The 21,591-nt window shown below is 61.3% G+C and carries 17 protein-coding genes; 9 read left to right on the forward strand and 8 right to left on the reverse strand.

Features of this window, described 5'->3' with window-relative positions; genetic code table 11:
- Window position 1: 1 nt before the first annotated feature.
- Complete coding sequence (locus CHU94_RS03035; RefSeq protein ID WP_094476634.1) at window positions 2-1,090, reverse strand: 3-deoxy-7-phosphoheptulonate synthase; 1,089 nt, start codon at window positions 1,088-1,090, stop codon at window positions 2-4.
- Between the two features lie 177 nt (window positions 1,091-1,267).
- Here CHU94_RS03035 and hsdR point away from each other — a divergent pair, with 177 nt between their 5' ends.
- The 7 genes from hsdR (at window position 1,268) to CHU94_RS03070 (ending at window position 9,907) form a co-directional block, all read left to right on the forward strand.
- A complete protein-coding gene (gene hsdR, locus CHU94_RS03040; RefSeq protein WP_094476636.1) occupies window positions 1,268-3,724 on the forward strand; it encodes an EcoAI/FtnUII family type I restriction enzme subunit R in 2,457 nt (818 codons plus the stop codon).
- A gap of 80 nt (window positions 3,725-3,804) precedes the next feature.
- Window positions 3,805-5,274, forward strand: coding sequence for a class I SAM-dependent DNA methyltransferase (locus CHU94_RS03045; protein ID WP_094476638.1), 1,470 nt, complete (start codon window positions 3,805-3,807; stop codon window positions 5,272-5,274).
- An 8-nt stretch (window positions 5,275-5,282) separates the two neighbouring features.
- Window positions 5,283-6,977, forward strand: coding sequence for a restriction endonuclease subunit S (locus tag CHU94_RS03050; protein WP_094476640.1), 1,695 nt, complete (start codon window positions 5,283-5,285; stop codon window positions 6,975-6,977).
- A 2-nt stretch (window positions 6,978-6,979) separates the two neighbouring features.
- Window positions 6,980-7,801: a hypothetical protein gene (locus CHU94_RS03055; protein WP_094476642.1), complete on the forward strand. Its 822-nt coding sequence runs from the start codon at window positions 6,980-6,982 to the stop codon at window positions 7,799-7,801.
- 75 nt (window positions 7,802-7,876) lie between these two features.
- Complete coding sequence (locus tag CHU94_RS03060) at window positions 7,877-8,206, forward strand: type II toxin-antitoxin system RelE/ParE family toxin (protein ID WP_094476644.1); 330 nt, start codon at window positions 7,877-7,879, stop codon at window positions 8,204-8,206.
- Entirely contained in the window at window positions 8,199-9,326 is a 1,128-nt protein-coding gene (locus tag CHU94_RS03065) for an ImmA/IrrE family metallo-endopeptidase (protein ID WP_094476646.1), read from the forward strand. The genes CHU94_RS03060 and CHU94_RS03065 overlap by 8 nt, the downstream gene beginning before the upstream one ends.
- A 56-nt stretch (window positions 9,327-9,382) precedes the next feature.
- Window positions 9,383-9,907 carry a TIGR02281 family clan AA aspartic protease gene (locus CHU94_RS03070; protein ID WP_094476648.1) on the forward strand — a complete coding sequence of 175 codons (525 nt, stop codon included), beginning with the start codon at window positions 9,383-9,385 and terminating at the stop codon, window positions 9,905-9,907.
- An 8-nt stretch (window positions 9,908-9,915) separates the two neighbouring features.
- On the opposite strand, the gene CHU94_RS03075 is transcribed toward CHU94_RS03070, so the two are convergent.
- Window positions 9,916-10,419, reverse strand: coding sequence for a DNA-deoxyinosine glycosylase (locus CHU94_RS03075; protein ID WP_094476650.1), 504 nt, complete (start codon window positions 10,417-10,419; stop codon window positions 9,916-9,918).
- Window positions 10,420-10,489: 70 nt separating this feature from the next.
- Here CHU94_RS03075 and CHU94_RS03080 point away from each other — a divergent pair, with 70 nt between their 5' ends.
- Entirely contained in the window at window positions 10,490-11,494 is a 1,005-nt protein-coding gene (locus tag CHU94_RS03080) for a DUF1176 domain-containing protein (protein ID WP_176451907.1), read from the forward strand.
- Between the two features lie 119 nt (window positions 11,495-11,613).
- On the opposite strand, the gene CHU94_RS03085 is transcribed toward CHU94_RS03080, so the two are convergent.
- From CHU94_RS03085 to CHU94_RS03110, 6 genes are read right to left on the reverse strand one after another with little or no spacing between them, the layout of a single operon-like run.
- Window positions 11,614-13,788, reverse strand: a complete 2,175-nt coding sequence (locus CHU94_RS03085; RefSeq protein WP_094476654.1) for an alpha-galactosidase — start codon at window positions 13,786-13,788, stop codon at window positions 11,614-11,616.
- A gap of 7 nt (window positions 13,789-13,795) precedes the next feature.
- The gene (locus tag CHU94_RS03090) at window positions 13,796-14,896 is read right to left on the reverse strand and encodes an ABC transporter ATP-binding protein (RefSeq protein WP_094476656.1); all 1,101 of its coding nucleotides are present in this window, start codon (window positions 14,894-14,896) and stop codon (window positions 13,796-13,798) included.
- Between the two features lie 26 nt (window positions 14,897-14,922).
- On the reverse strand, window positions 14,923-17,160 hold the full coding sequence (locus CHU94_RS03095) for a glycoside hydrolase family 2 protein (RefSeq protein WP_094476657.1): 2,238 nt from the start codon (window positions 17,158-17,160) through the stop codon (window positions 14,923-14,925).
- 10 nt (window positions 17,161-17,170) lie between these two features.
- Window positions 17,171-17,989 carry a carbohydrate ABC transporter permease gene (locus CHU94_RS03100; protein ID WP_094476659.1) on the reverse strand — a complete coding sequence of 273 codons (819 nt, stop codon included), beginning with the start codon at window positions 17,987-17,989 and terminating at the stop codon, window positions 17,171-17,173.
- Window position 17,990: 1 nt separating this feature from the next.
- On the reverse strand, window positions 17,991-18,887 hold the full coding sequence (locus CHU94_RS03105; RefSeq protein ID WP_094476661.1) for a carbohydrate ABC transporter permease: 897 nt from the start codon (window positions 18,885-18,887) through the stop codon (window positions 17,991-17,993).
- A 30-nt stretch (window positions 18,888-18,917) separates the two neighbouring features.
- The gene (locus CHU94_RS03110) at window positions 18,918-20,192 is read right to left on the reverse strand and encodes an ABC transporter substrate-binding protein (protein ID WP_094476663.1); all 1,275 of its coding nucleotides are present in this window, start codon (window positions 20,190-20,192) and stop codon (window positions 18,918-18,920) included.
- A gap of 362 nt (window positions 20,193-20,554) precedes the next feature.
- On the opposite strand from CHU94_RS03110, the gene CHU94_RS03115 reads away from it, so the two are divergent.
- Complete coding sequence (locus tag CHU94_RS03115) at window positions 20,555-21,571, forward strand: LacI family DNA-binding transcriptional regulator (RefSeq protein ID WP_094476665.1); 1,017 nt, start codon at window positions 20,555-20,557, stop codon at window positions 21,569-21,571.
- The last annotated feature ends 20 nt before the right edge of the window (window positions 21,572-21,591 follow it).

Here is a 21,591-nt window from a genome sequence, read left to right on the forward strand (position 1 = left end):
CTTAGCCGCGGCGCTGCCGCACCGCGGCCGCCAGCTGCTCCAGCACTGGCACCGTCTGCGCCCAACTGATGCAGGCGTCAGTCACGCTCACGCCGTGTTGCAGTGGTTTGCCGTCCACGATGTCCTGGCGGCCCTCGTTGAGGTGGCTCTCGATCATCAAGCCGGTAATGCGCGCGTCGCCTGCGGCAATCTGTCCCGCCACGTCCTGGGCCACTACGATCTGGCGGGCGTGCTGCTTGCTGCTGTTGGCGTGGCTCACGTCAATCATCACCTGCTCGCGCAGACCCGCGGCCTTGAGCAGCGCGCAGGCTGCGTCCACATCAGCGGCAGAATAGTTGGGCGCCTTGCCGCCACGCAAGATCACATGGCAATCGTTGTTGCCACGTGTCTCGAAGATGGCGGCCTGGCCCATCTTGGTCATGCCCATGAAAGCGTGCGCGCCTTGCGCGGCCTGAATGGCGTCTGTCGCCACCTTGATGCCACCATCGGTACCGTTCTTGAAGCCCACCGGGCAGCTCAGGCCGCTGGCCAGCTGGCGGTGGCTCTGGCTCTCGGTGGTGCGCGCGCCAATGGCACCCCAGCTCACCAGCTCGCTGATGAACTGAGGGCTCAGCAAGTCCAAAAACTCGGTGGCTGCAGGCAAGCCAATGTCCAGAATGTCCAGCAGCAGCTTGCGCGCCATCTCCAGCCCTTCGTTGATGGCAAAGCTGCCGTCCAGGTGCGGGTCGTTGATGTAGCCCTTCCAGCCCACGGTGGTGCGTGGCTTCTCAAAGTACACGCGCATCACCACCAGCAGGTCAGCGCTCAGCGCATCGGCCTGCGCCTTGAGCAGGCGGGCGTATTCCATGGCCTGGCTGTGGTCGTGGATGGAGCAAGGCCCCACCACCACCACCAGCCGGTCGTCCTGCCCCTGCAGGATGCGCGAGATCGCCGCACGGCTGCTCTCTACCAGCGCCTCGGCCGCAGCCGGCACGGGCAGCTTTTCTTCCAGCAGCGCGGGGGTGATCAGCGGGCGCACCGCGCCGATACGCACATCGTCAATGCGCGTGGTGTCGTGGGTGGTGAGGCGGGCGGCGGTGGAGGTGGTCATACTATGAATTTGATAGCTGTTTGCGCAGATTGGACGGGGGCTAGAGGGTGATTTGGCTCATATTTTAGGCCCAACGGCAAAGCGAGGCGCCTGCAGGTGCGCAATGGCAAAATGTGCTGACGCTTGGGCAATCCACCGTATCGATGGATACCAATTAATCAGGGAGCGCGCAAAAGCATGGACAAACACACGCTTTCAGAAAGCGACATCAGCGACAAGTTCGTCCGGCCCGCCATGGTGCGTGCAGGCTGGCACACGCTGGACCAAATCTATGCCCAGTTCCCTCTGCGCGCAGGCCGCGTGGTGGTGCGCGGCAACAAGTCGCATCGCGACAAAGACACCGTCCTCAAAGCCGACTTCGCTCTCTTCCTCAAGCCCAACATCCCGCTGGCGGTGGTCGAGGTAAAGAAGGCTCGCCTCTCGGCCCAAGCGGGCATGCAGCAAGCCCTGAACTACGCCACCTTGCTCGATGTGCCCTTCAGCTTCGCCAGCAATGGCGAGAGCTTTATCTTCCGCGATGCCACCTTGTCCACCGGTGTGCTGGAGCAAACCCTCACGCTAGACCAGTTCCCCAGCCCACAAGAGTTGTGGGCACGCTACTGCGCCTGGAAAGGCTGGTCCCCCGAGGTGCAGCGTGTCGCCGCCTTTGACTATTCGCCCAGCAAAACCCCACGCTACTACCAGCTCAACGCCATCAACCGCACCGTAGAAGCCATTGCCGCTGGGCAAAACCGCGCGCTGCTGGTCATGGCCACTGGTACTGGCAAAACCTACACCGCCTTCCAAATCATCTGGCGCCTGTGGAAAAGCGGCGCCAAAAAACGCATCCTGTTCCTGGCAGACCGCAACATCCTCATCGACCAAACCATGGTCAATGACTTCCGCCCCTTCAAGGGCGCCATGGCCAAGCTCAGCCCCAACGCCAAAGGTGTGGAACGCGTCAACGCCCAGAGTCAACTGGAGGTGGATGACATCGACCTGGCGGTGGACAAAACCACCAAGGCTGTCAACAAGAGCTACGAGATTTACCTCTCGCTCTACCAGGCGGTCACGGGCACCGAAGAAGAGCAAAACATCTACAAGCAGTTCAGCCCCGACTTCTTCGACCTCATCGTCGTGGACGAGTGCCACCGTGGCAGCGCGAATGAAGACTCCGCCTGGCGCGACATCCTCACCTACTTTGCCAACGCCACCCACGTGGGTCTGACTGCCACACCCAAAGAAACCAAAGACACCTCCAACACCTTTTACTTTGGCGAGCCCATCTACACCTACAGCCTCAAGCAAGGCATCGAAGACGGCTTTTTGGCGCCCTACAAAGTCATCCGGGTGGACCTGGATAAAGACACCTTCGGCTGGCGCCCCACCGCAGGCATGACCGACAACAAAGGCCAGCTCATCGAAGACCGCGTTTACACCGGCCGCGACATGAACCGTAAGCTGGTGCTGGAGCCACGCGATGCCGTAGTGGCCGAGCGCATCACCGCCTACCTGCGCGCCACCGACCGCATGGCCAAAACCATTGTGTTTTGCGAAGACATAGACCACGCCGCCCGCATGCGCCAGGCCCTGAGCAACGCCAATGCCGACATTTGTGCCACCCAGCCCAACTACGTGGTGCAAATCACTGGAGACAACCTAGAAGGCAAGCGCGAGCTCGACAACTTCATCGACCCCGAAAAGCCCTACCCGGTCATTGCCACCACCTCCAAGCTCATGAGCACCGGGGTGGACGCACAGACCTGCAAGCTCATCGTGCTGGACCAAAACATCAAGTCCATGACGCTGTTCAAGCAGATCATTGGCCGCGGCACCCGCCTGCGCGAAGACCTGGGCAAAAGCTGGTTCACCATCCTCGACTTCAAGCGCGCCACCGAACTGTTTGCCGACAAAGACTTTGACGGCGAGCCTGTGCAAATCTATGAACCCAAGGGCGACGCGCCCATCGCCCCACCAGACGCCCCACTTGGGCCATCGTTCCCCGGCGGAGACCTACCGCCCGACGGGGGCCTGGCCACGGGCGGCCCTCTGGGCCCGTTTGGTGGCGGTGGCGATCCCCCAGTCAAATACGTGCTCGGCAACCAGGTCACCGTCGCCGTAGCCCGCGAGCGCGTGCAGTACCTCAACGCCCAGGGCAAGCTCATCACCGAAAGCCTGCGCGACTACACCCGCATCAACCTCACCAAACAATACGACTCGCTGGACAAGTTCCTGCAAGCCTGGAACGACGCCGACCGTAAGGCCGCATTGATTGAAGAGCTGGAGTCGCGCGGTGTGCTCATCGAAGCCTTGGCCGAAGAAGTCGGCAAAGACCTCGACCCCTTCGACCTGCTGCTGCACGTGGCTTACAACATGCCACCCCTCACCCGACGCGAGCGCGCCCGCAGGGTGAAGAAGCGCAACGTCTTCACCCACTACGGCCCGGTAGCCCGCCAGGTGATCGACGCCCTGCTGGACAAGTACGCCGACGAAGGCATTGCCACCATTGAGGCCGACACAGTCTTCAACGTGCAGCCCTTTACCGACATAGGCCGCCCCGCTGAAATCATCAAGAGCTTTGGCGGCCGCCCCCAGTACAAAACCGCCCTGCAGACGCTGGAGCGCGAGCTATACACTTCGGGGCCAGACGCCTAAAAGCGCTACCAAATTCATAGCTGCTCGCGCACATTCCACGTGCGCTAGAGCCAGATTTCATACCAAAACAAGAACAAACCATGTCCAACCTCTCCGCCACCATCAAATCCATCCAGGACGTCATGCGCCAGGACGCCGGCATCAACGGCGACGCCCAGCGCATCGAGCAAATGGTGTGGCTGCTCTTCCTCAAAGTGTTTGACGCGCTGGAAGAAGAACTCGAACTCACCCGCGACAGCTACACAAGCCCCATCCCCGAGCCCCTGCGCTGGCGCAACTGGGCAGCAGACGCCGAGGGCATCACCGGCGACGGCCTGCTCAAGTTCGTGAACGATGACTTGTTTGGCGCGCTCAAAAAGCTGGGGGGCGACGCCCAGCGCAACCCGCGCGGCTACGTGGTGCGCAGCGTGTTTGAAGACGCCAACAACTTCATGAAAAGCGGCCACCTGCTGCGCCAGGTCATCAACAAGCTCGCCGCCATCGACTTCAACCGCCAGGCCGAGCGCCACCAGTTCAACGACCTGTACGAAAAAATCTTGCGCGACCTGCAAAGCGCCGGCAACGCGGGCGAGTTCTACACCCCCCGCGCCGTCACCCAGTTCATGGTGGACATGGTCAACCCCCAGTTGGGCGAAAAAGTGCTGGACCCGGCCACCGGCACCGGCGGCTTTTTGGTCTGCGCCATCGAGCACCTGCGCAAGCAAGTGCAAAACACCGAGCAAGAAGCCCTGCTGCAAAACAGCATCACCGGTGTCGAGAAAAAGCAGCTCCCCCACATGCTGTGCGTCACCAACCTCATGCTCCACGGCATCGAGGTGCCCAGCCTCATCCAGCACGGCAACACCCTGGCCCGCCCGCTGCGCGAAGTCACCCAGGCCGACCGTGTGGACGTGGTCCTCACCAACCCGCCCTTTGGCGGTGTGGAAGAGCCGGGCATTGAGCAAGGCTTCCCCGCCGACGTGCGCACCAAAGAAACAGCAGACTTGTTTCTGGTGCTCATCAAACACATCCTCAAAACCCATGGCCGCGCTGCGCTGGTGCTGCCCGACGGCACCCTGTTTGGCGAAGGCGTGAAGACGCGCATCAAAGAGCAGCTGCTGGCCGAGTGCAACCTGCACACCATCGTGCGCCTGCCCAACGGCGTGTTTGCGCCCTACACCGGCATCAAAACCAACCTGCTGTTCTTCACCAAAGGCACGCCCACCAAGGAAGTTTGGTACTACGAGCATCCGTACCCAACGGGCGTGAAGAACTACAACAAGACCAAGCCCATCCGCATCGAAGAGTTCGACGCCGAAAAAGCCTGGTGGGGCAGCGAGGCCGATGGCTTTGCCTCTAGGCAAGAAAACGAACGCGCCTGGAAGGTCAGCATCGAGCAGATCAAGGCCGCCAACTACAACCTCGACCAAAAGAATCCCCACGCCGTAGACGCCGTGAGCCACGACCCTGAGCAACTGCTGGCTGACTACGCCCGCCTGCAAGGCGAGGCGCAGGCCTTGCGCGATGAACTCAAGGGAATATTGGCCAAATCGCTCGCCAGCGCAGGTTGAATAAGCGCATGCTGCTATCAAATTTGAACCTATTGGCGCAAGCTCCCAACGGTGTGGCGCGTTTGCGCGAGCTGATTTTGACGCTGGCGGTGCAAGGCAAGCTGGTGCCGCAAGACCCGAGCGACGAGCCAGCGAGCGAACTGCTGAAGAAGATTCGGGCGGAGAAAGACCGGCTGGTTGCCGAGGGCAAGATCAAGCGGGACAAGCCGCTGGCGGAGATTGCGGAGGAGGAGAAGCCGTTTGAACTGCCGAACGGCTGGAGCTGGGTAAAGGGGCGTGACCTGTTTTCGGTAATACGCGGCGTTACCTATCAAAAGGCGGATGCCAGGGAGACTCCCGCCGAGACTCATCTTCCAATCCTTCGGGCGAACAACATTCGCGGCACCGTGAACCTCGACGATCTGGTTTACGTGCCCGCTGCGCTCATCTCTGAGGATCAGTTTTTGCGAGTTGGTGACTACGTGGTGTGCTTGGCCAGCGGCAGCAAGAACTTGGTTGGCAAGGCTGCTCCATTCAAAGAGTCTCTGGTTTGCTCATTCGGGGCGTTCTGTGGCGCTATTCGTCCAATTCAAGAAATCGCATATTTCGCCGTCTACCTTGCCAGTCCGATGTACCGGGACTCGGTGTCGGAAGCCTCAGCAGGTATTGGCATCAATAACCTCAAAGGGTCGTCGCTCCTTGATCTCGACATTGCGCTTCCGCCTGCAGCCGAGCAATCCCGCATCGTCACCCGCGTCGAAGAACTCATGCGCCTGTGCGACGCGCTCGAAGCCAAAGGCCAGCTCGAAACCACGCAACACGCCCAACTCGTCAGCACCCTGCTGGCCACGCTCACCGAGAGCGACACGCCCGCGCAACTGGCCGACAACTGGCACCGCATCGCCACCCACTTCGACCTGCTGCTAGACCGCCCCGAAGCTGTAGACGCCCTGGAGCAAACCATCCTCCAACTCGCCGTGCGCGGCCTGCTCGTCCCCCAAGACCCGCAAGACGAGCCCGCCAGCGAACTCCTCAAGAAAATCCGCGCCGAGAAAGACAAACTCATCGCCCAGGGCAAGATCAAACGCGACAAACCACAGCCGCCTATTGCGGAGGATGAACAGCCGTTTGCGTTGCCGCAGGGGTGGGAGTGGGCAACGATGGACGGCCTTGCGTCACAAATCACCGACGGGGCACATCACACGCCGACATATATCGCTGAAGGAGTTCCTTTCCTGTCAGTCAAAGACTTGAGTTCGGGCTTTATAGATTTCTCTGACACCAGATTCATTTCGTCCCAATCACATGAAGATTTGGCGAAACGCTGTAACCCTGAGATGGGTGATGTTCTGCTCACAAAGATTGGAACGACAGGAATTGCGGTGGTAGTAGATACACCTCGAGCGTTCAGCTTGTTCGTGAGTGTGGCGCTGATAAAGCTTCCATCGGTTTCGGTGGACAGAGATTTCCTGTCGCTTGTTATCAATTCGCCCTTTGTGCGTCAGCAGTCCGAAGACGGCACCGAAGGCGTAGGTAATAAAAATTTGGTGCTGCGAAAGATCAAGGCGTTTCAAATTCCAATCCCGCCCCTCGCCGAACAATCCCGCATCGTCACCCGCGTAGCCCAGCTGCGCCGCCTGTGCGCCGACCTGCGCCAGCGTCTGATCGCCAGCCAGTCCACCCAAGCCCATCTGGCCGAGGCGCTGGTGCAAGAGGTGGCCTGAGCATGTCTGTCGTGGGCGAGGTCACTGGCGTTTTGGGTCAACTTACCAAGGCATGGGACTGGTACCAGGAGCGGAATGACCCGGCCTACCGCTGCGCAAACCGCTTGATCCGCGCCTTTGAGGCCCATGGCATCAAGCGCCAGCAAGTCATACGTCTGCTTGCCCCACAGGCCCTACCCGCGAAGCCCGAGTTGACCATGGCTGATTTCTCCAAGCCCGGCAAACTCAAAGCCAAACTCTCGCCCCAGCTCTTGGACTGGGCTGCGGAGTACCTGAATGTGCAGCGCGCGTGGTTTGACGATGTGGATGTCCGCCCGCATGTGGTGGTGGACCACTACAAGTACCCCGCCAACTACCGCGAGTGGTTTGAGTCGCGCAAGGCGCAGGCGCCCCACGTGTCCCGCGCGCTGTCGGTGTGGAAGGGCGCAGGGCAGCGCTTGGATGAAGGCGGTTGCGGCGAGGGCCCTTTGTGCCTGGTGTACGAGGAGACCTCCGACGGGCTAGATGGCAAGGAGCTTTCACGCTATTGGCTGTTGTCCGACGAATGGAGCTTGCACCACGCCCCGTGCATAGAAAACATGGTGGCCGCCGTGGCTGTGGCCCAGTCCCTTGGCATTTTGGTCACTGGGCGCGAAATCCCTCGGGCCACGCTGGTGCGCCTAGAAGCAGGCAATTTGCTTTTGCCCGAGGCCGCCGCGTTGGGAAGAGCACCGTGGTATCCGGAAGATTTGGTGAAACCTTTACCGGGCAGAGATTCCGCGTGGCGGCAGGCGCTTTGGCAGGGCGCGCAGGGGTGGTTGGCGCGCGAAGCTCGCGGTCTGTAGAGGCTTCAAAAAGCAATCCGTATTTACCTAATAGGTAAATACGTATAGAATCCCGGAAACGAAACGGAGGCGTTCTTGGAGATTCGATTCAAGGACAAACTGCTGCGCGAACTTTGTGAAAAGAAGGCCGTAGCCGTAAAAAAGCTGGGAGATGTTTGTGCACGCAAGCTGCAAACGCGATTGGCAGACATTGCAGCAGCGTCGCGTGTTTCAGACTTGGTGGCAGGCAAGCCGCATCCGCTCAAGGGGGATCGCTATGGTCAATTTGCATTGGAATTGGCAGGCGGCTGGCGCTTGGTCTTCGCACCGGCCAATGAGCCCATACCGCGTCGGGACGACGCATCGATCGACTGGTCCGCGGTGACCATCGTGTGCATTGAATACATCGGGGACTACCATGACTGAATTGGCTGATCGCGGCGCAGACGCGCCTTTCGCGCCAGATTGGGTGTCACCTCCCGGGGACACCATACTTGACCTGCTGGAAGAGCGCGGTTGGACGCAGCAGCACCTTGCAGACCGCTTGGGCTATTCGTTGAAACATGTGAACCAGCTCATCAAAGCCAAAGTGCCGTTGACAGAAGATGCTGCCATTCGCCTGCAGAACGTGTTGGGGGCTTCTGTTGGGTTTTGGCTTACGCGTGAAGCGCAATACCGTGAGCGTGTTGCGACGCAAGAGGCTGCCGAGCGCCAAACAACCATGGTGCCCTGGCTGGAGCGTTTTCCCGTCAAGGAAATGATGGAGATTGGCGTCTTGCCCAGGCGGCGTTTGGATGCCAAGTCCAAGCCGGGCTTGGTCGGCGAGTTGCTGAGTTTTTTCGGTGTGGCCAGTCCTGACCAATGGGAAACCCAGTACGGTTGCATGGAGTTGGCCTTTCGCCGCAGTCGTGAAGACCAAGCCGACGTTGCCGGTATATCCGCATGGTTGCGCATGGGCGAGCGCATGGCAGAAAAACTCGATGGCCCGGCTTTCGACGAAGCGCAATTCAAAGCGGCATTGGCTGAGATTCGTACGTTGACGTGCCTGTCGCCTGAGGAGTTTCAGCCTCGCATGCAGCGGCTTTTGCATGATGCCGGCGTCGCGTTTGTTTTGTTGCCTGCATTGCCGCGAACCCATGTGTCTGGAGTCGCACGATGGTTGCATGCCCGACGGCCATTGATTCAGCTGTCGCTTTACGGCAAGTTGAATGATCGGTTTTGGTTTAGTTTCTTTCACGAAGCTGCACACATCCTTTTGCATGGCGGACAGAAAAAGTCGGTTTTTCTGGACGACCCATCAAAGGTCGCTTCGTCGTCGAAAGAAGAGCGAGAGGCCAATGCTTGGGCACGCGACTATTTGATTCCTCCCAATGCCGCCACAGCGCTGGCAGCGCTAGCCCACACCAAGGCAGCAGTCGCGGAGTTTGCGCGCTCAATAGGGGTGCACCCTGGCATTGTGGTTGGACGCATGCAACATGATGGATTGCTGGATGTGCGCTGGCTCAACGAATTGAAAGACAGCTACTCCTTTAAGGGCAGAGCTTGACTGGGTGAAAGATCGCAATGCGGTGTGGGTGTGCGCCATTTGCCTAAACTGTTGTCATGTCCGCCTCACCCATCCCACCCACCCCAGACCTGCCCACCAGCCTTAAATGGGGCCCCTTCGCCATCGTGCTCGTGTGGCTGGCAGTCATCGGCGGGCTGTATCTGGTGTCTGCGCAATACCTCAAACCCAAACCCGTGGTCACGCTGCCGGGTGGTGCGCTGGTGATCCCCATGGCGCGCGACGGGCACTTCTATGCAACAGGCACCGTGGCCGGCCAGCCGGTGCGCTTTCTGGTGGACACGGGGGCATCGATGGTCGTTGTGAGCGAGGCCCTGGCCAAGCAGGCAGGGCTCACCGGCGGCACGCCCACGGTGTTCAAGACCGCCAATGGCGATCTGGCAGGGCGCATCCACACCGAAGTGCGGGTGGCGCTGGAGTCTGCGCAGGTGTCGTCGGTGCGCGTGGGCGTTGGCTTGGTGGGCGGCGAGCCTGACGAGGCCTTGCTGGGTCAGAGCTTTCTCAACAAATTCGACATCACCCTGAGCGACCGCCAGATGACGCTGCGACCCAAGGCCAACTGAGGCGCGTGCTACACCAAGCCGTGCCGCTCCATCACCTCCCGCCACGCTGCCAGTTTGCGCTCAAAGCTCCAGCTGGCATTGGCCGGGCTGGTGCTGGGCAGCTGGTACACGGGCACGCCCAGGGCGCGGGTGTGGCGGGCGTGTTTGAAGCTCTCGCCGCCGTTGTGGGCGATGGCTTGTAGCTGCGGCAGGTGCAGTGCGGCGATGTCGTTGGGCACCGCGTTGCGGATGGCACTGTCCAGGCTGCCTTCGCGCTCGCAGCTGGCGTAGACATCCCACACGCCCAGGCCGCGCTCCAGTAGCCATTTGCTACGTATTTCATAGCTGCTCGCGCACATTCCATGGGGGCTAGAGGGCCAAATGGCTTGGAATATCTTCCAGAACTGGTTTTGCGGGTGGCCGTAATACTCTTGCGCCTGCAGCGAGCGCACGCCGGGAAAGCTGCCCAAAATCAGCACCCGCGTGGCGGGCGAAACCAGTGGCGGCAGGCCGGTGAGCACGGTGGTGGGCATGGACGGTTGGGACGGGTATTGCTGCGCTATTCTCGCCAATGTTTTGTCCCTGTTAGTGAGCCCGCCCAGCATGCATTTCATTCCACACACCGCCGCACTGTCCGTACTCGCCCTCGCGGGCATGGCGCACGCGCAAGTCTTCACTTACAAGGACTGGGCGGTGGCCTGCGACAACACCCGCCACTGTGAAGCGGTGGCTTACCAAAGCGAGGATTCGGCCTCGGAGTCTGTGGTGCTCTGGTTGTCGCGCGACGCGGGGCCGAATGCTCCCGTGCGGGTGCAGCTGGATGTGAACGACAGTGGGGACTCGCGACAGCTCACCCTGCGCCTGGGCAGCACCACGCTGAAGGGCATCGCGCTTGGTGAAGACCTGAGCCCTGCCCAGACCCAACAGCTGTTGGCGCATGTGTTGGTGGGCCAGAAGCTGACGCTGGCCGATGGCGCTAAGCGCTGGGAAGTGTCGCTGGCCGGCAGCAATGCCGCGCTGCTCAAGATGGACGATGTTCAGGGTCGAGTGGGTACGCCGGGTGCGCTACTGCGCAAAGGCAAGAAGCCTGAAGCTGCTGCATTGCCGCCCTTGCCTGTGTCCAAGGTGCGGGCCGCAGCGCTGCCGGGCACCAGCAAAGCCGACGAGGCGTTGTTGCCTGCGATCCTCAAGTCCATCACCCCGCGCGATTGCTGGGACGACATGCCCGATGACAATGACCCCGAAACGTCGATCACGCGCGTCTCCGCCACGCAGGTGCTGGTGATGCGGGAATGTGGGCGTGGGGCCTACCAGGGCGGCAGTGGCCTTTGGCTCGCCAACAGCAAGCCGCCCTATCGCGCCAAGCGCCTCACCGTACCCATGCCCGATGGTGAACCAAGCGACTATGTGATGAATGCCAGCTTTGAGGACGGCCGCCTGAGCTCGTACGCCAAAGGCCGGGGCTTGAATGACTGCGGGGCGGACTACGCCTGGGTATGGACGAATAAAGGCTTTGTACTGACCGACGCGTCTACAGCGCCACTGTGCCGAGGCATGGCGGGCGGTGGCTACAGCCTGCGGACCTATACGGCCGAAGTGTTGCCTTGAGCGGAATTACTTTTTGCCCAGGGTCTTGCGGGCTTGCTCAATGCCACCTACGTTCTCGGCCTTGCTGAAGCCCATGCCTTTGAGTGGTCCAGGGCGATGCCGCCTCGCGTCAGCCTGGCCTATTGCGGGATGAAGCGCAGCCGGTAGATCAGTGCGCTCTCGGCGTTCATGCGCGGCAATGGCAGGCCTACGGCGGCCAGCCAAGCGCCGTGCGCCGTGGGCGGCAAAGCCTGCTGGGCTCCTGCAGCCAGGGCGGCATCGTTGAGCGGGCTGCTGGTCCAGTCGGGTGGCGTGGGGTCCAGCCGTTCGATGGTGTAGTGCGCTGCCGGGCGCAGCATGGGCAGGCGCAGGGGCGGCGTGTTGCGGTGGCTGGTGGGCGTGGTGCGGTAGACCAGCAGGAGCACCTCGCTGGCACCGGCGTCGCCGTGCGCTTGCCAGAGCACGCCGTCGCCAGCTTCGCCCAGCCAGACCTGGCCGGTGTGCAGGCGGTTGCGCAGCTGCTTGTACATGCCGACCCACTGACCCAGCGCCATGCGCCCTTCATCGCTCATGTGGCGCACGTCGGCCTCTATGCCGAGGTGCCCGCTGATGGCCACACCGGCGCGGAAGTTCAGGCTCTGGCTGCGGCCCGTGGTGTGCGCGGGTGCGGGCCCGATGTGGGCGCCCAAAATCTCGGGCGGCAAAAACTGCAGCGCACCGCGCTGGATGGCCACGCGCGACAAAGCATCGTTGCAGTCGCTGGTCCAGACCCGGTGGGTGTGGGCCAGAGCCCCCATGTCCAGCCGGGCGCCGCCGGAGGCACAGCTCTCGATCTCCAGCTCCGGGTGCGCGGCGCGCACGCGGTCCCACAGCGCGTACAGCGCGTGCACGAAGCCCCTGTAGGCCGGCCGGCCCAGCGCGTTGCCAGCGGTGGTCAGGTCGCGGTTCATGTCCCATTTCAGATAGGCAATGGGCACGTTCTGCAGCAGGGTGTCGAGCTTGGTGAACAGGTAGTCCGCCACCTCGGGACGGGCTACGTCCAGCACCAACTGGTTGCGCATGGTCAGCAGCGGCCGGCCTTCGAGTTGCAGCGCCCAGTCGGGGTGGGCGCGGAAGAGCTGGCTGTCGGGGCTGACCATTTCGGGTTCTACCCACAGGCCAAACTCCATACCCAGCCCGTTCACGTACTGCGCCAGCGGCAGAAGGCCGTGCGGGTACTTGCCCGCATCTGGCCACCAGTCTCCTAGGGCGGCCTGGTCGCTGTGCCGACCCTGGAACCAACCGTCGTCCAGCACAAAGCGCTCCACCCCCACGCTGGCGGCGGCAGCGGCCAACGCGCGGATGTCATCGGTGCGGTGATCAAAGTACACCGCTTCCCAAGTGTTGAGGTGCACCAGGCGCGGACGCATGCGGCCACCGGGCCAGGGCAGGCGGGCGCGCACCGTGGCGTAAAAATTCGCGGCCAGGCCGTTCAGGCCCTGCGTGGAGCAACTGGCGAACAGCGTTGGCGTGACCAGCGATTCGCCTGCGCCTAAGCGCACTTCGCCCGGCGCCAACCATTCACCCATCTGCCATTGGTACTGTCCGTCGTGCAGCCACTCAATCGCCTGACGGTGGTTGCCCGACCAGGCCAGCTGCGCACCATAGACGGTGCCGCTGTGCTGCGTAGCGCCCGGTGTGGTGACCACGGCGCCGGGAAAGCTGTCGTGCGAGGTGCGGCCGCGCCGGTTCTCGCGTTGCCACAGGCTGCGCGAGAGTGCGTCTTCCTGCAGCTGGAATTCATTCGCCCACTGGCCGGTGTAGGAGCGCACGGTGTGCGCATCACCGGGCAGCGGCACGGTGCCTGCGGCCAGCCATTGCACGTCCAGCACATCCGTGCCGTCGTTGAACAACTCACTGCGCAGCTGCAGCACATCGTTCGCATCCAGCGTTACTTGCAGCACCAGGCGCAGCCGGGCGACGCTGTCCGTCAGATGAATTGCAATGCTCTGGCCCGCTACCAGGGTCTCTATGCGGACGCCCGTGAACTGCTGCGCAAATTGCTGGCCGCTGCGGTGGGCCAGCAAGGCGCTCTGCATGTACCAGCCCACGCCAAAGGTGGGTGCCACGGTCAGCGGCTGGTCGAGCTCCATGTTGCTGGGCGGGATGGCACGGCCATCGCGCAGCGGCGCCAGCGGCACACAGTTGTCCGGCAAGCGCGGCCCCCAGTAGCGCCACAGTGGCGCCTCATGAGCGCGTGTTTCCAGCACCACGCTGGTATGGGTGCCGTGCAGGGTGATGAAGTCGGCAGAGGCCTCGGGCGCGTGGGTAGGCATGGGGCAGTTAGTTGCAGTAGATGCGCGCGCCGCTCTTGTCGAACAGCAGGGCCTTGGCCGCATCAAAGCGGGCTTCCAACGCTTGGCCCGAGCGCAGGCTGCGGCCGTGTTTGCTTTCCATCACCACCATCACGCCGCTGGTGGAGCGACCATACACAAAGGTCTCGCCGCCCAGGTGCTCCAGCATGTCCACGGTGACGGGCAGCGTGGCGCGACCGTCTTCCACAAAGTGTTCGGGCCGTACGCCCACGGACACTTCGGTGCCCACGGCGGGCAGGTTGCCATCCAGTGGCAGAGTGACCACCGCATTGTCAAAACCGCTGAGGGTGACCTGGCATTGGTTCACACCGTTGAAGCGGTTGTGGCCGCTGACGGTGCCGTCAAAGAAGTTCATGCGTGGGGAGCCGATGAAGCCCGCCACAAAGGTGTTGGCTGGGTTGTCGTACAGCTCCAGCGGAGCACCCACCTGCTCCACCACACCGGCGCGCAGCACCACGATCTTGTCGGCCAGGGTCATGGCCTCGACCTGGTCGTGCGTCACGTAGATGATGGTGCTGCCCAGCTCGCGGTGCAGGCGCGCAATTTCGATGCGCATGTGCACGCGCAGCTCGGCGTCCAGGTTGGAGAGTGGTTCGTCAAACAAGAACACCTGCGGGTCGCGCACGATGGCACGGCCGATGGCCACACGTTGGCGTTGCCCGCCCGACAGGGCCTTGGGCTTGCGCTCCATCAGCGGCTCCAGGCCCAGAATCTTGGCGGCTGCGTCCACCTTGCTGGCCACTTCGGCTTTGGGTACACCGGCGTGCTTGAGGGCGAAACCCATGTTTTCGCGCACCGTCATGTGGGGGTAGAGCGCGTAACTCTGGAACACCATGGCAATGCCGCGCTTGGACGGGTCCACATGGTTCATGACCTGGTCGCCGATGCGCAGCTCGCCGCTGGTGATGTCCTCCAGGCCCGAGATAGCGCGCAGCAGCGTGGACTTGCCGCAGCCCGAGGGGCCCACAAACACCACGAACTCGCCGTGTTTGATGTCGAGGTCCACGCCCCGGATGATGTCGATCTCGCCGAATGACTTGCGGACCTGGGTGAGTTTGACGTCTGCCATGTTCTATTCCTCGTCGACTCCGTAATTTACGCGGCTTGCAGCCTTACGCGCTGTTCGCCCATGCGGCGGGTGGCTACGCGCAAGGTGATGTCACCCACTGCGCCGGTGGTTTCCAGCCAGAAGCCGGTGGTGCCGCCCTTGAGCGTCAGCAGGTCCGGACCCAGCAGCTTGGCAGCACCCGTCACTTCCACATGCACCACATCGTCCATGAAGGGCAACAGGCGGCCGGCTTGGTCCAGCGCGCGCACGATGACGCGGGTAGCGTCTTTCTCATGCGCTTGCAATTGCGTGTCGTCCACTTCCACTTGCAAAGTGGTGGGCACCGGATTGCCCGAAAGCTTGACGGTGGAAACCGCCTTGCCATTGATATAGCCGGTGACGGTGGCATCGCGCCACAGCATGCCCCAGGCGCCCAGGTCGTTCATGTTGACGTGGCGGCTGTCAAAGATGACAGGTGCGTGCGGCAAATGTGGGTACAGCCCGCGGTCGGGTTCCGCGCGCTTGGGGGCGAAGTCGCCTACCTGCAGTTCCACATAGTCGCAGTTGGTCAGCACGATCAAGGGCAGCACTTCGCATCGGTCTTTCTCGCCACGGGCCCAGTAGGTCACGGGTTGCAGCACTACTTGTTCGGCCGGGCTGCACTGGCTGGTATAGCCCCAGGCGGCGAACTTGGGTTCGCGGAAGATGTCCATCACGCCGTGGTGGCAGATGCGGTCACCCGCGCCGAAGTCTTTGTGGGTGTTGTAGTCAAACATGCACCAGCCGATGGCGCCGCTGATGACGGGGTTCTCGTAAGCCTTGTTCAGCACATCCAGATGGCGGCGCACATGTTCGGCCTGGCGGTCTTCGGGGTCGATGCGCTTGGTGGGGTACATGTGGCCATTGAACTCGGTCACCAGGTACGGTACTTCGTGGTCCAGCCCGGTTACTTGGCGCGGCTGGCGCAGCGGCGTGGGGGCAATACCCTTCATCCACTCCTCGGTGGCCACATGGCAGAAGTCGTTGACGGTGTACACGTCTTCCAGCAACTCGCTGTTTTCGATGTAACGCACGCCACCGGTCTGGCGGGTGGTGTCCAGGCTGCGGGCCATCGCGTTGGTGCGGGTGTAGAAGTCGTGGTTGTCCTGCGACTCGTTGATGCGCACGCCCCAGATGATGATGGAGGGGTGGTTCCAGTCGCGCTCGACCATGCGGCGCACGTTCTCCACCGACTCGTCCTGCCAGGCCTGGCCGCCGATGTGCTGCCAGCCGGGGATTTCTTCAAATACCAGCAGGCCGATCTCGTCGCAACGGTCCAGAAAGTAGGTGGACTGTGGGTAGTGCGAGGTGCGCACCAGGTTGCACTTGAGCACGTCTTTCATGACGTCGGCGTCTTTGGCCTGGGCGCGCTGGCCCATGGCGTAGCCCACGTAGGGGAAGCTTTGGTGGCGGTTTAGGCCACGGATTTTGACGTTCTTGCCGTTGAGGAAAAAGCCCTCGGTGGTGAAGCGTGCGGTGCGGAAGCCGAAGCGGGTGCTGAGTTGGTCGCGGTTATCCAAGGTGGCGCGCACCAGGTAGAGCTCGGGTGCGTCCAGCTCCCAGAGCTTGAGGCCTGCCAGTTGCGCGAAGTTCGCTTCAAAGCCAGCGCCCGACACGGCCACGGTTTGCTGCTGCAGTACCGTGCCGTCCACCTTGCAGAGTTCCACCAAAACTTTGCCGCTGACGGGGGCGTTTGCGGGGTTGGCGATGAAGCCCTTGACCAAAACTTCCTTTGCGTCCGTCAGCTCATTCGACGTTTCCACCTTGAGGTTGGCGATGGACACAGCGTCGGTTACCTGCAGCCACACGTCGCGGTAGATGCCTGCGTAGGTCAGGTAGTCGATCTGGCCACCGAAAGGGGGGATCTCTGGGTTTTCACTGCCGTCCACTTTGACAGTGATCAGGTTATCGCCTTCCTTCAACAGGCCGGTGAGGCGCGCAGTGAAGGGTGTGTAGCCGTCCTTGTGGGCTACCACCTGCTGGCCATTCACCCAGACCACGCTGTTGGCCATGGCGGCATCAAAGCGCAGACTCACTTCGCGGCCGGCATATTCGGGCATCCAGGCCAGGGTGATCTGGTAGCCAAATTCCTTCTGGAAACTGCGCTCGTCGAAGTAGGTCATGTCCAGGTCGACGGCGTTGTGCGGCAGGCGCACGGCCTCGCCGGGCAGGGCCGTGGAGATCAGTTCAGGCGAAAAAGAAGTGTGAAAAGTCCAGCCCGAGACGAGCTTGCTAACGGTACGCATGTGAAAAACCTTATTTGACGGAGCCCAGCATGCCCTGTACGAACTGCCGTTGCATTGCGAAAAAGACGACCAGGGTGGGCAAGGTGGCCAGCATGGCCGCCAGCATGATCACGCCGAAGTCGGGGAAGTAGGCCGAGCCCAGTGAGGACAAGACCAAGGTGATGGTTTTGAGCTCGGGCGACTGCAGCACGATGAGGGGCCACAAGAAGTTGTTCCACGCCGCCATGAACACGATGATGAAAGCCGCCGCATACGTGGAACGCATCACCGGCACATAGACAAACAGGAAGATTTGCCACTCTTTGAGACCATCCAGGCGGGCGGCTTCGCGCAGCTCGGGTGGGAAGGCTTTGGTGCTTTGGCGGAAGTAGAAAATGATGTAGGCAGAAGCCAGCGCGGGCAAGATCACGGCGAGGTGGGTGTCCAGCAGGTCGAACTGCGCCATCAGAATGAACAGCGGAATCATCAGTGCCGCAAAGGGCACCATCAGCGTGAGCAACAGGCCGTTGTAGACGCGCTCGCGGGCCTTGGAGGCGAAGACCTCAAAGCCATAACCCGCCATGGACGAAATCACCAAGGTGAAGAAGCCACCGATGATGGCGATTTTCCCGGAGTTCCAGAAGACTTGGGCCACATCAAAGCTCTTGTTGAGCTTTTCGAGGTTCTCCAGAAAGGCGGTGCCGAAGGTGAATTTGCCCTTGGTGACGTCCACCGACGCATTGGTGGAGCTGATCACCATCCAGGCAAAGGGGAACAGGGACACAAAGGCCATCACACCTAAAAAAAGGTAGACGCCGGTCATGCGGAATTTTTCGGTCCAGTTGCTCATGTCAGTTGCGCTCCCGGGCAGCATAAAACTGGACGGCGGCCAGCGCGGCCACCAGCAACACGATGACATACGACACCGTCGCGGCATAGCCAAAGTTGGGCACGAACTTGAACGACAGGTTGTAGATGTACATGGACAGCGTGAGCGTGTTGTCCGAGAACACGGTGCCCACGGTGGTGATGTTCATGGGTTCATCAAATAACTGCAGCGTGCCGATGGTGGAAGTCACGGTGGTGAACAGGATCACCGGCTTGAGATTCGGGATGGTGATGGACACAAAGCGGCGGTAGGCTGAGATGCCATCGATGCGGGCAGCCTCGTAGATCGACTTGTCGATGTTCTGCATGGCCGCGAGATAAAAGATCATGTTGTAGCCAGTCCAGCGCCAGGTGATGGCGATGATGATGACCACCTTGGACCAAAACGGATCGTTGAGCCAGGGAATGGGCTCGCTGATGAGGCCCAGCCACGCCAGTGCGTGGTTGACCAGGCCGTCATACGAAAACATGCTCTTGAAGACCACTGAATACGCCACCAGCGAGGTCACGCAGGGCAGAAACACCGCCGTGCGCAACAGCCCGCGAAAGCGCAGGTTTGGCATGTTCAGGCAGCTGGCCATGACCAGCGCCAGCAAGAGCATGATGGGCACCTGGATCACCAGGAAGATGCAGGTGTTTTGCAGGGCCTTCAGAAAGACCGGATCACTGGCCAGACGCACCACGTTGCCCATACCTACGAACTCGACCACCGTTCCCTGCCCGGCGTGCAGAGACATCCACAGCGATCGGACGATCGGGTAGGCCATGAAGACCCCGATCAGCCCGAGTGCGATGGAAACAAATAGCCAACCGTTGACGTCGTAAAAACGCCGGTAGCTGGTCGTAGGCTTGGGCGCCATGGTGCTCCTTTGGTGCAGTGTTGCCGCGTCTTACTTGATTTGCGACGCGAGCTGGTTGTGGATGTTTTCCAGCGCCTTCTCGACGGGCAGGCCTTGTGCCAAAGCTGGCAGTTGGGCGGCCACGGCAGCGTCACCTTCGGCGGTGTAAATGCCGTAGTTCACGCTAGGCACCTTGCCCATCCAGTCGCTGAACTGCTGCCACACCTTGGCACCACCGAAGAAGGGGTCCGCTTCGGAGTAGGCTTTGCCGCTGCGCGATGCCAGCAGCGAGCCCACGGCGCCGCGGGACTGCAGGATGTTTTGGTAGAAATCCACATCCTTGGCGTATACCTCGTTCAGGAAGTCCGCAGCGGCGGCCTTTTCTTTGCCTGCGGCCAGCACATACCAGCTGGAGCCGCCCAGGTTGGACGCGTTGGTGGCGCCTGGCACATTCAGGCGGGGGGTGGCGGCCACCGCCCATTTGCCGGACTGGCTGGCTTCGGCTTTGACCGAGCCAGTGATCCATACGCCGGTGATGACAGACGCCACATCACCCTTGTTCAGCGCACCGACCCACTCGCCCCAACCGGAGGTGGGTTTGTAGACACCGGTCTTCATGAACTTGGTCTGCACTTCCAGTGCGGCCTTCAGCGCGGGGTTGTTCTTGATGTCGAGCTTGCCGTCTTTGTCGAAGTACCAGCGACCGGCAGACTGCATCATGATGCGGATGCTGGCGATGTCTTGCGGGTCCATGGCAAACATCTTCTTGCCGGTCTTGGCTTCGACTTGCTTGCCGATTTCCAGGTAGCGATCCCAGGTGATGTTTTGCATGTCCTTGTCGCTGAAGCCGGCCTGCTTGATCAGGTCGCTGCGGTAGTACATGCCGGTGGTGCCGGTGTCAAAGGGCAGGCCGTAGACTTTGCCACCCATGCTCATCAGGTTGACCTTGTAGTTGGCAAAGGCCTTGTGGTCCACCTTACCAGACAGGGGCTCAAACGCACCAGGGAAAGAACGCAGGTACTTGGGGGCGTTGTAGTCCTCCACCAGCACGATATCAGGCAGGGTTTTGGTCACGCCGGAGGCGAGCGTGGTCTGCAACTTTTGCTCCACGTCGGCCTTGGCCATGTCGATGATCTTGAAGGTCACGCCAGGGTGCTTGGCGGTGTAGCGCTTGGCCGCCTCTTGCATGATGGCGATGTTGAAGTTGGGGTCCCAGGCCCAGATGGTGACTTCACCCGCGTTGGCGGCGTGGCTGGCCATCAGGCCGGAGGTGCTCAAGGCCAGACCGATCATGGTGCTGAGGGTGCTGCGTTTGGCGAAATTCATGGTGTGTTTTCCTGTCTCTGTGTCAATGAATAAAGTGGCAAGTGGCGCCCAGTGGAACACTGGTGCACACGGCTTGTTGTCTCCGGTTTGCGTGTGATGACGGTGGTGCGACTGGCATCCTTTCCAAAATTTAAGCGGTTAAATTTCTGGCCCGACCTGCGGCCCGCATGCGCTGATTCGCCAAGGGAGCGACATCCCGGAAGCTCCCTTGCTACACCTCGAAAATTAAAATTTAAGCGGTTAAATTCAGCAATTTTTGGAGTATACCTAGGGGTGCTCGCAAATATGCCGGCCACTAGGGTAAATCCTAGGATTCAAAAAAACGTATCGATTCATGCCAATTCACACCACGTTGCAGCGCCATGGCCACCCTGAGTGAAGTTGCCCGATTGGCCGGTGTCACCACCGCCACTGTTTCTAATGTGCTGCGCAACACGCAGAAGGTAAAGCCTGCCACCGTGCAAAAGGTGCAGGAAGCCATCGCTGCCACTGGCTACCGGCCCAACCTTATGGCGCGCGCCCTGGCTGAGGGCAAGTCGTCCATGGTGGCGTTGGTGCTGCCCGACATCAACAACCCTTTTTACCCAGAGTTTGTGCGGGTGGCCGAGCGCGTGGCGCGGCACCGCAACTACTTTTTGATGGTGTGCAACACCGACGAGCGCCCCGACATTGGCCGCGCGTATCTGCACCAGATTGCGGGAACCTTGGCCGATGGCGTGCTGGTGCTGCACACCGGCATCAGCGCCGACGACATCAACGAGCTCAAGACCCGCCGCTCCCCCATCGTGCTGGCATCGGAAGAACAGGTAGACCTGGCCAACCAAATCCCCCACGTGGTGGTGAACTTCCACCGTGCGGGCGAGATTGCGGGCCAGCATTTGCTGGCGCTGGGGCATCGCCGCATCGGTGCCATTGTTGGGTGTGGCCTGGAGGGCATGCAGCTCGGCCGCCTCAACGGTTTCAAGAGCGCACTCGCTACCAGCGGCTTGACCTTGGACGATGCGATGGTCCGCAACGTAAGTGACACCGTGGCCGGCGGCCACGAAGCCACCGACGCGCTGCTGGAACAGCACCCCGACATCACCGCCATTTTTTGCACCAACGACTTGATGGCCTACGGTGCCAGCCAAGCACTGGCCGATCGCGGCATCCGAATTCCACAAGACATTTCGCTGATCGGCGTGACGGACATCCAGCTGGCGCGCGACATGCGCCCGGCACTGACCACGGTGGCCTTGGGCATTGAGCAGGTTGCCACCATCTCCATCGACCTGTTGTTGGACTTGATCGAAAACCCGCAGCACCAGCCCACGATCGTGCACGTGCCCGACCCGGTGTTGGTGGTGCGTGCGTCCACGGCTACAGTGCGTGCCAGTTAGTGGACGCTGATGGGGTTATC

It is taken from the genome of Rhodoferax sp. TH121, assembly GCF_002251855.1.
GTDB lineage: Bacteria > Pseudomonadota > Gammaproteobacteria > Burkholderiales > Burkholderiaceae_C > Allorhodoferax.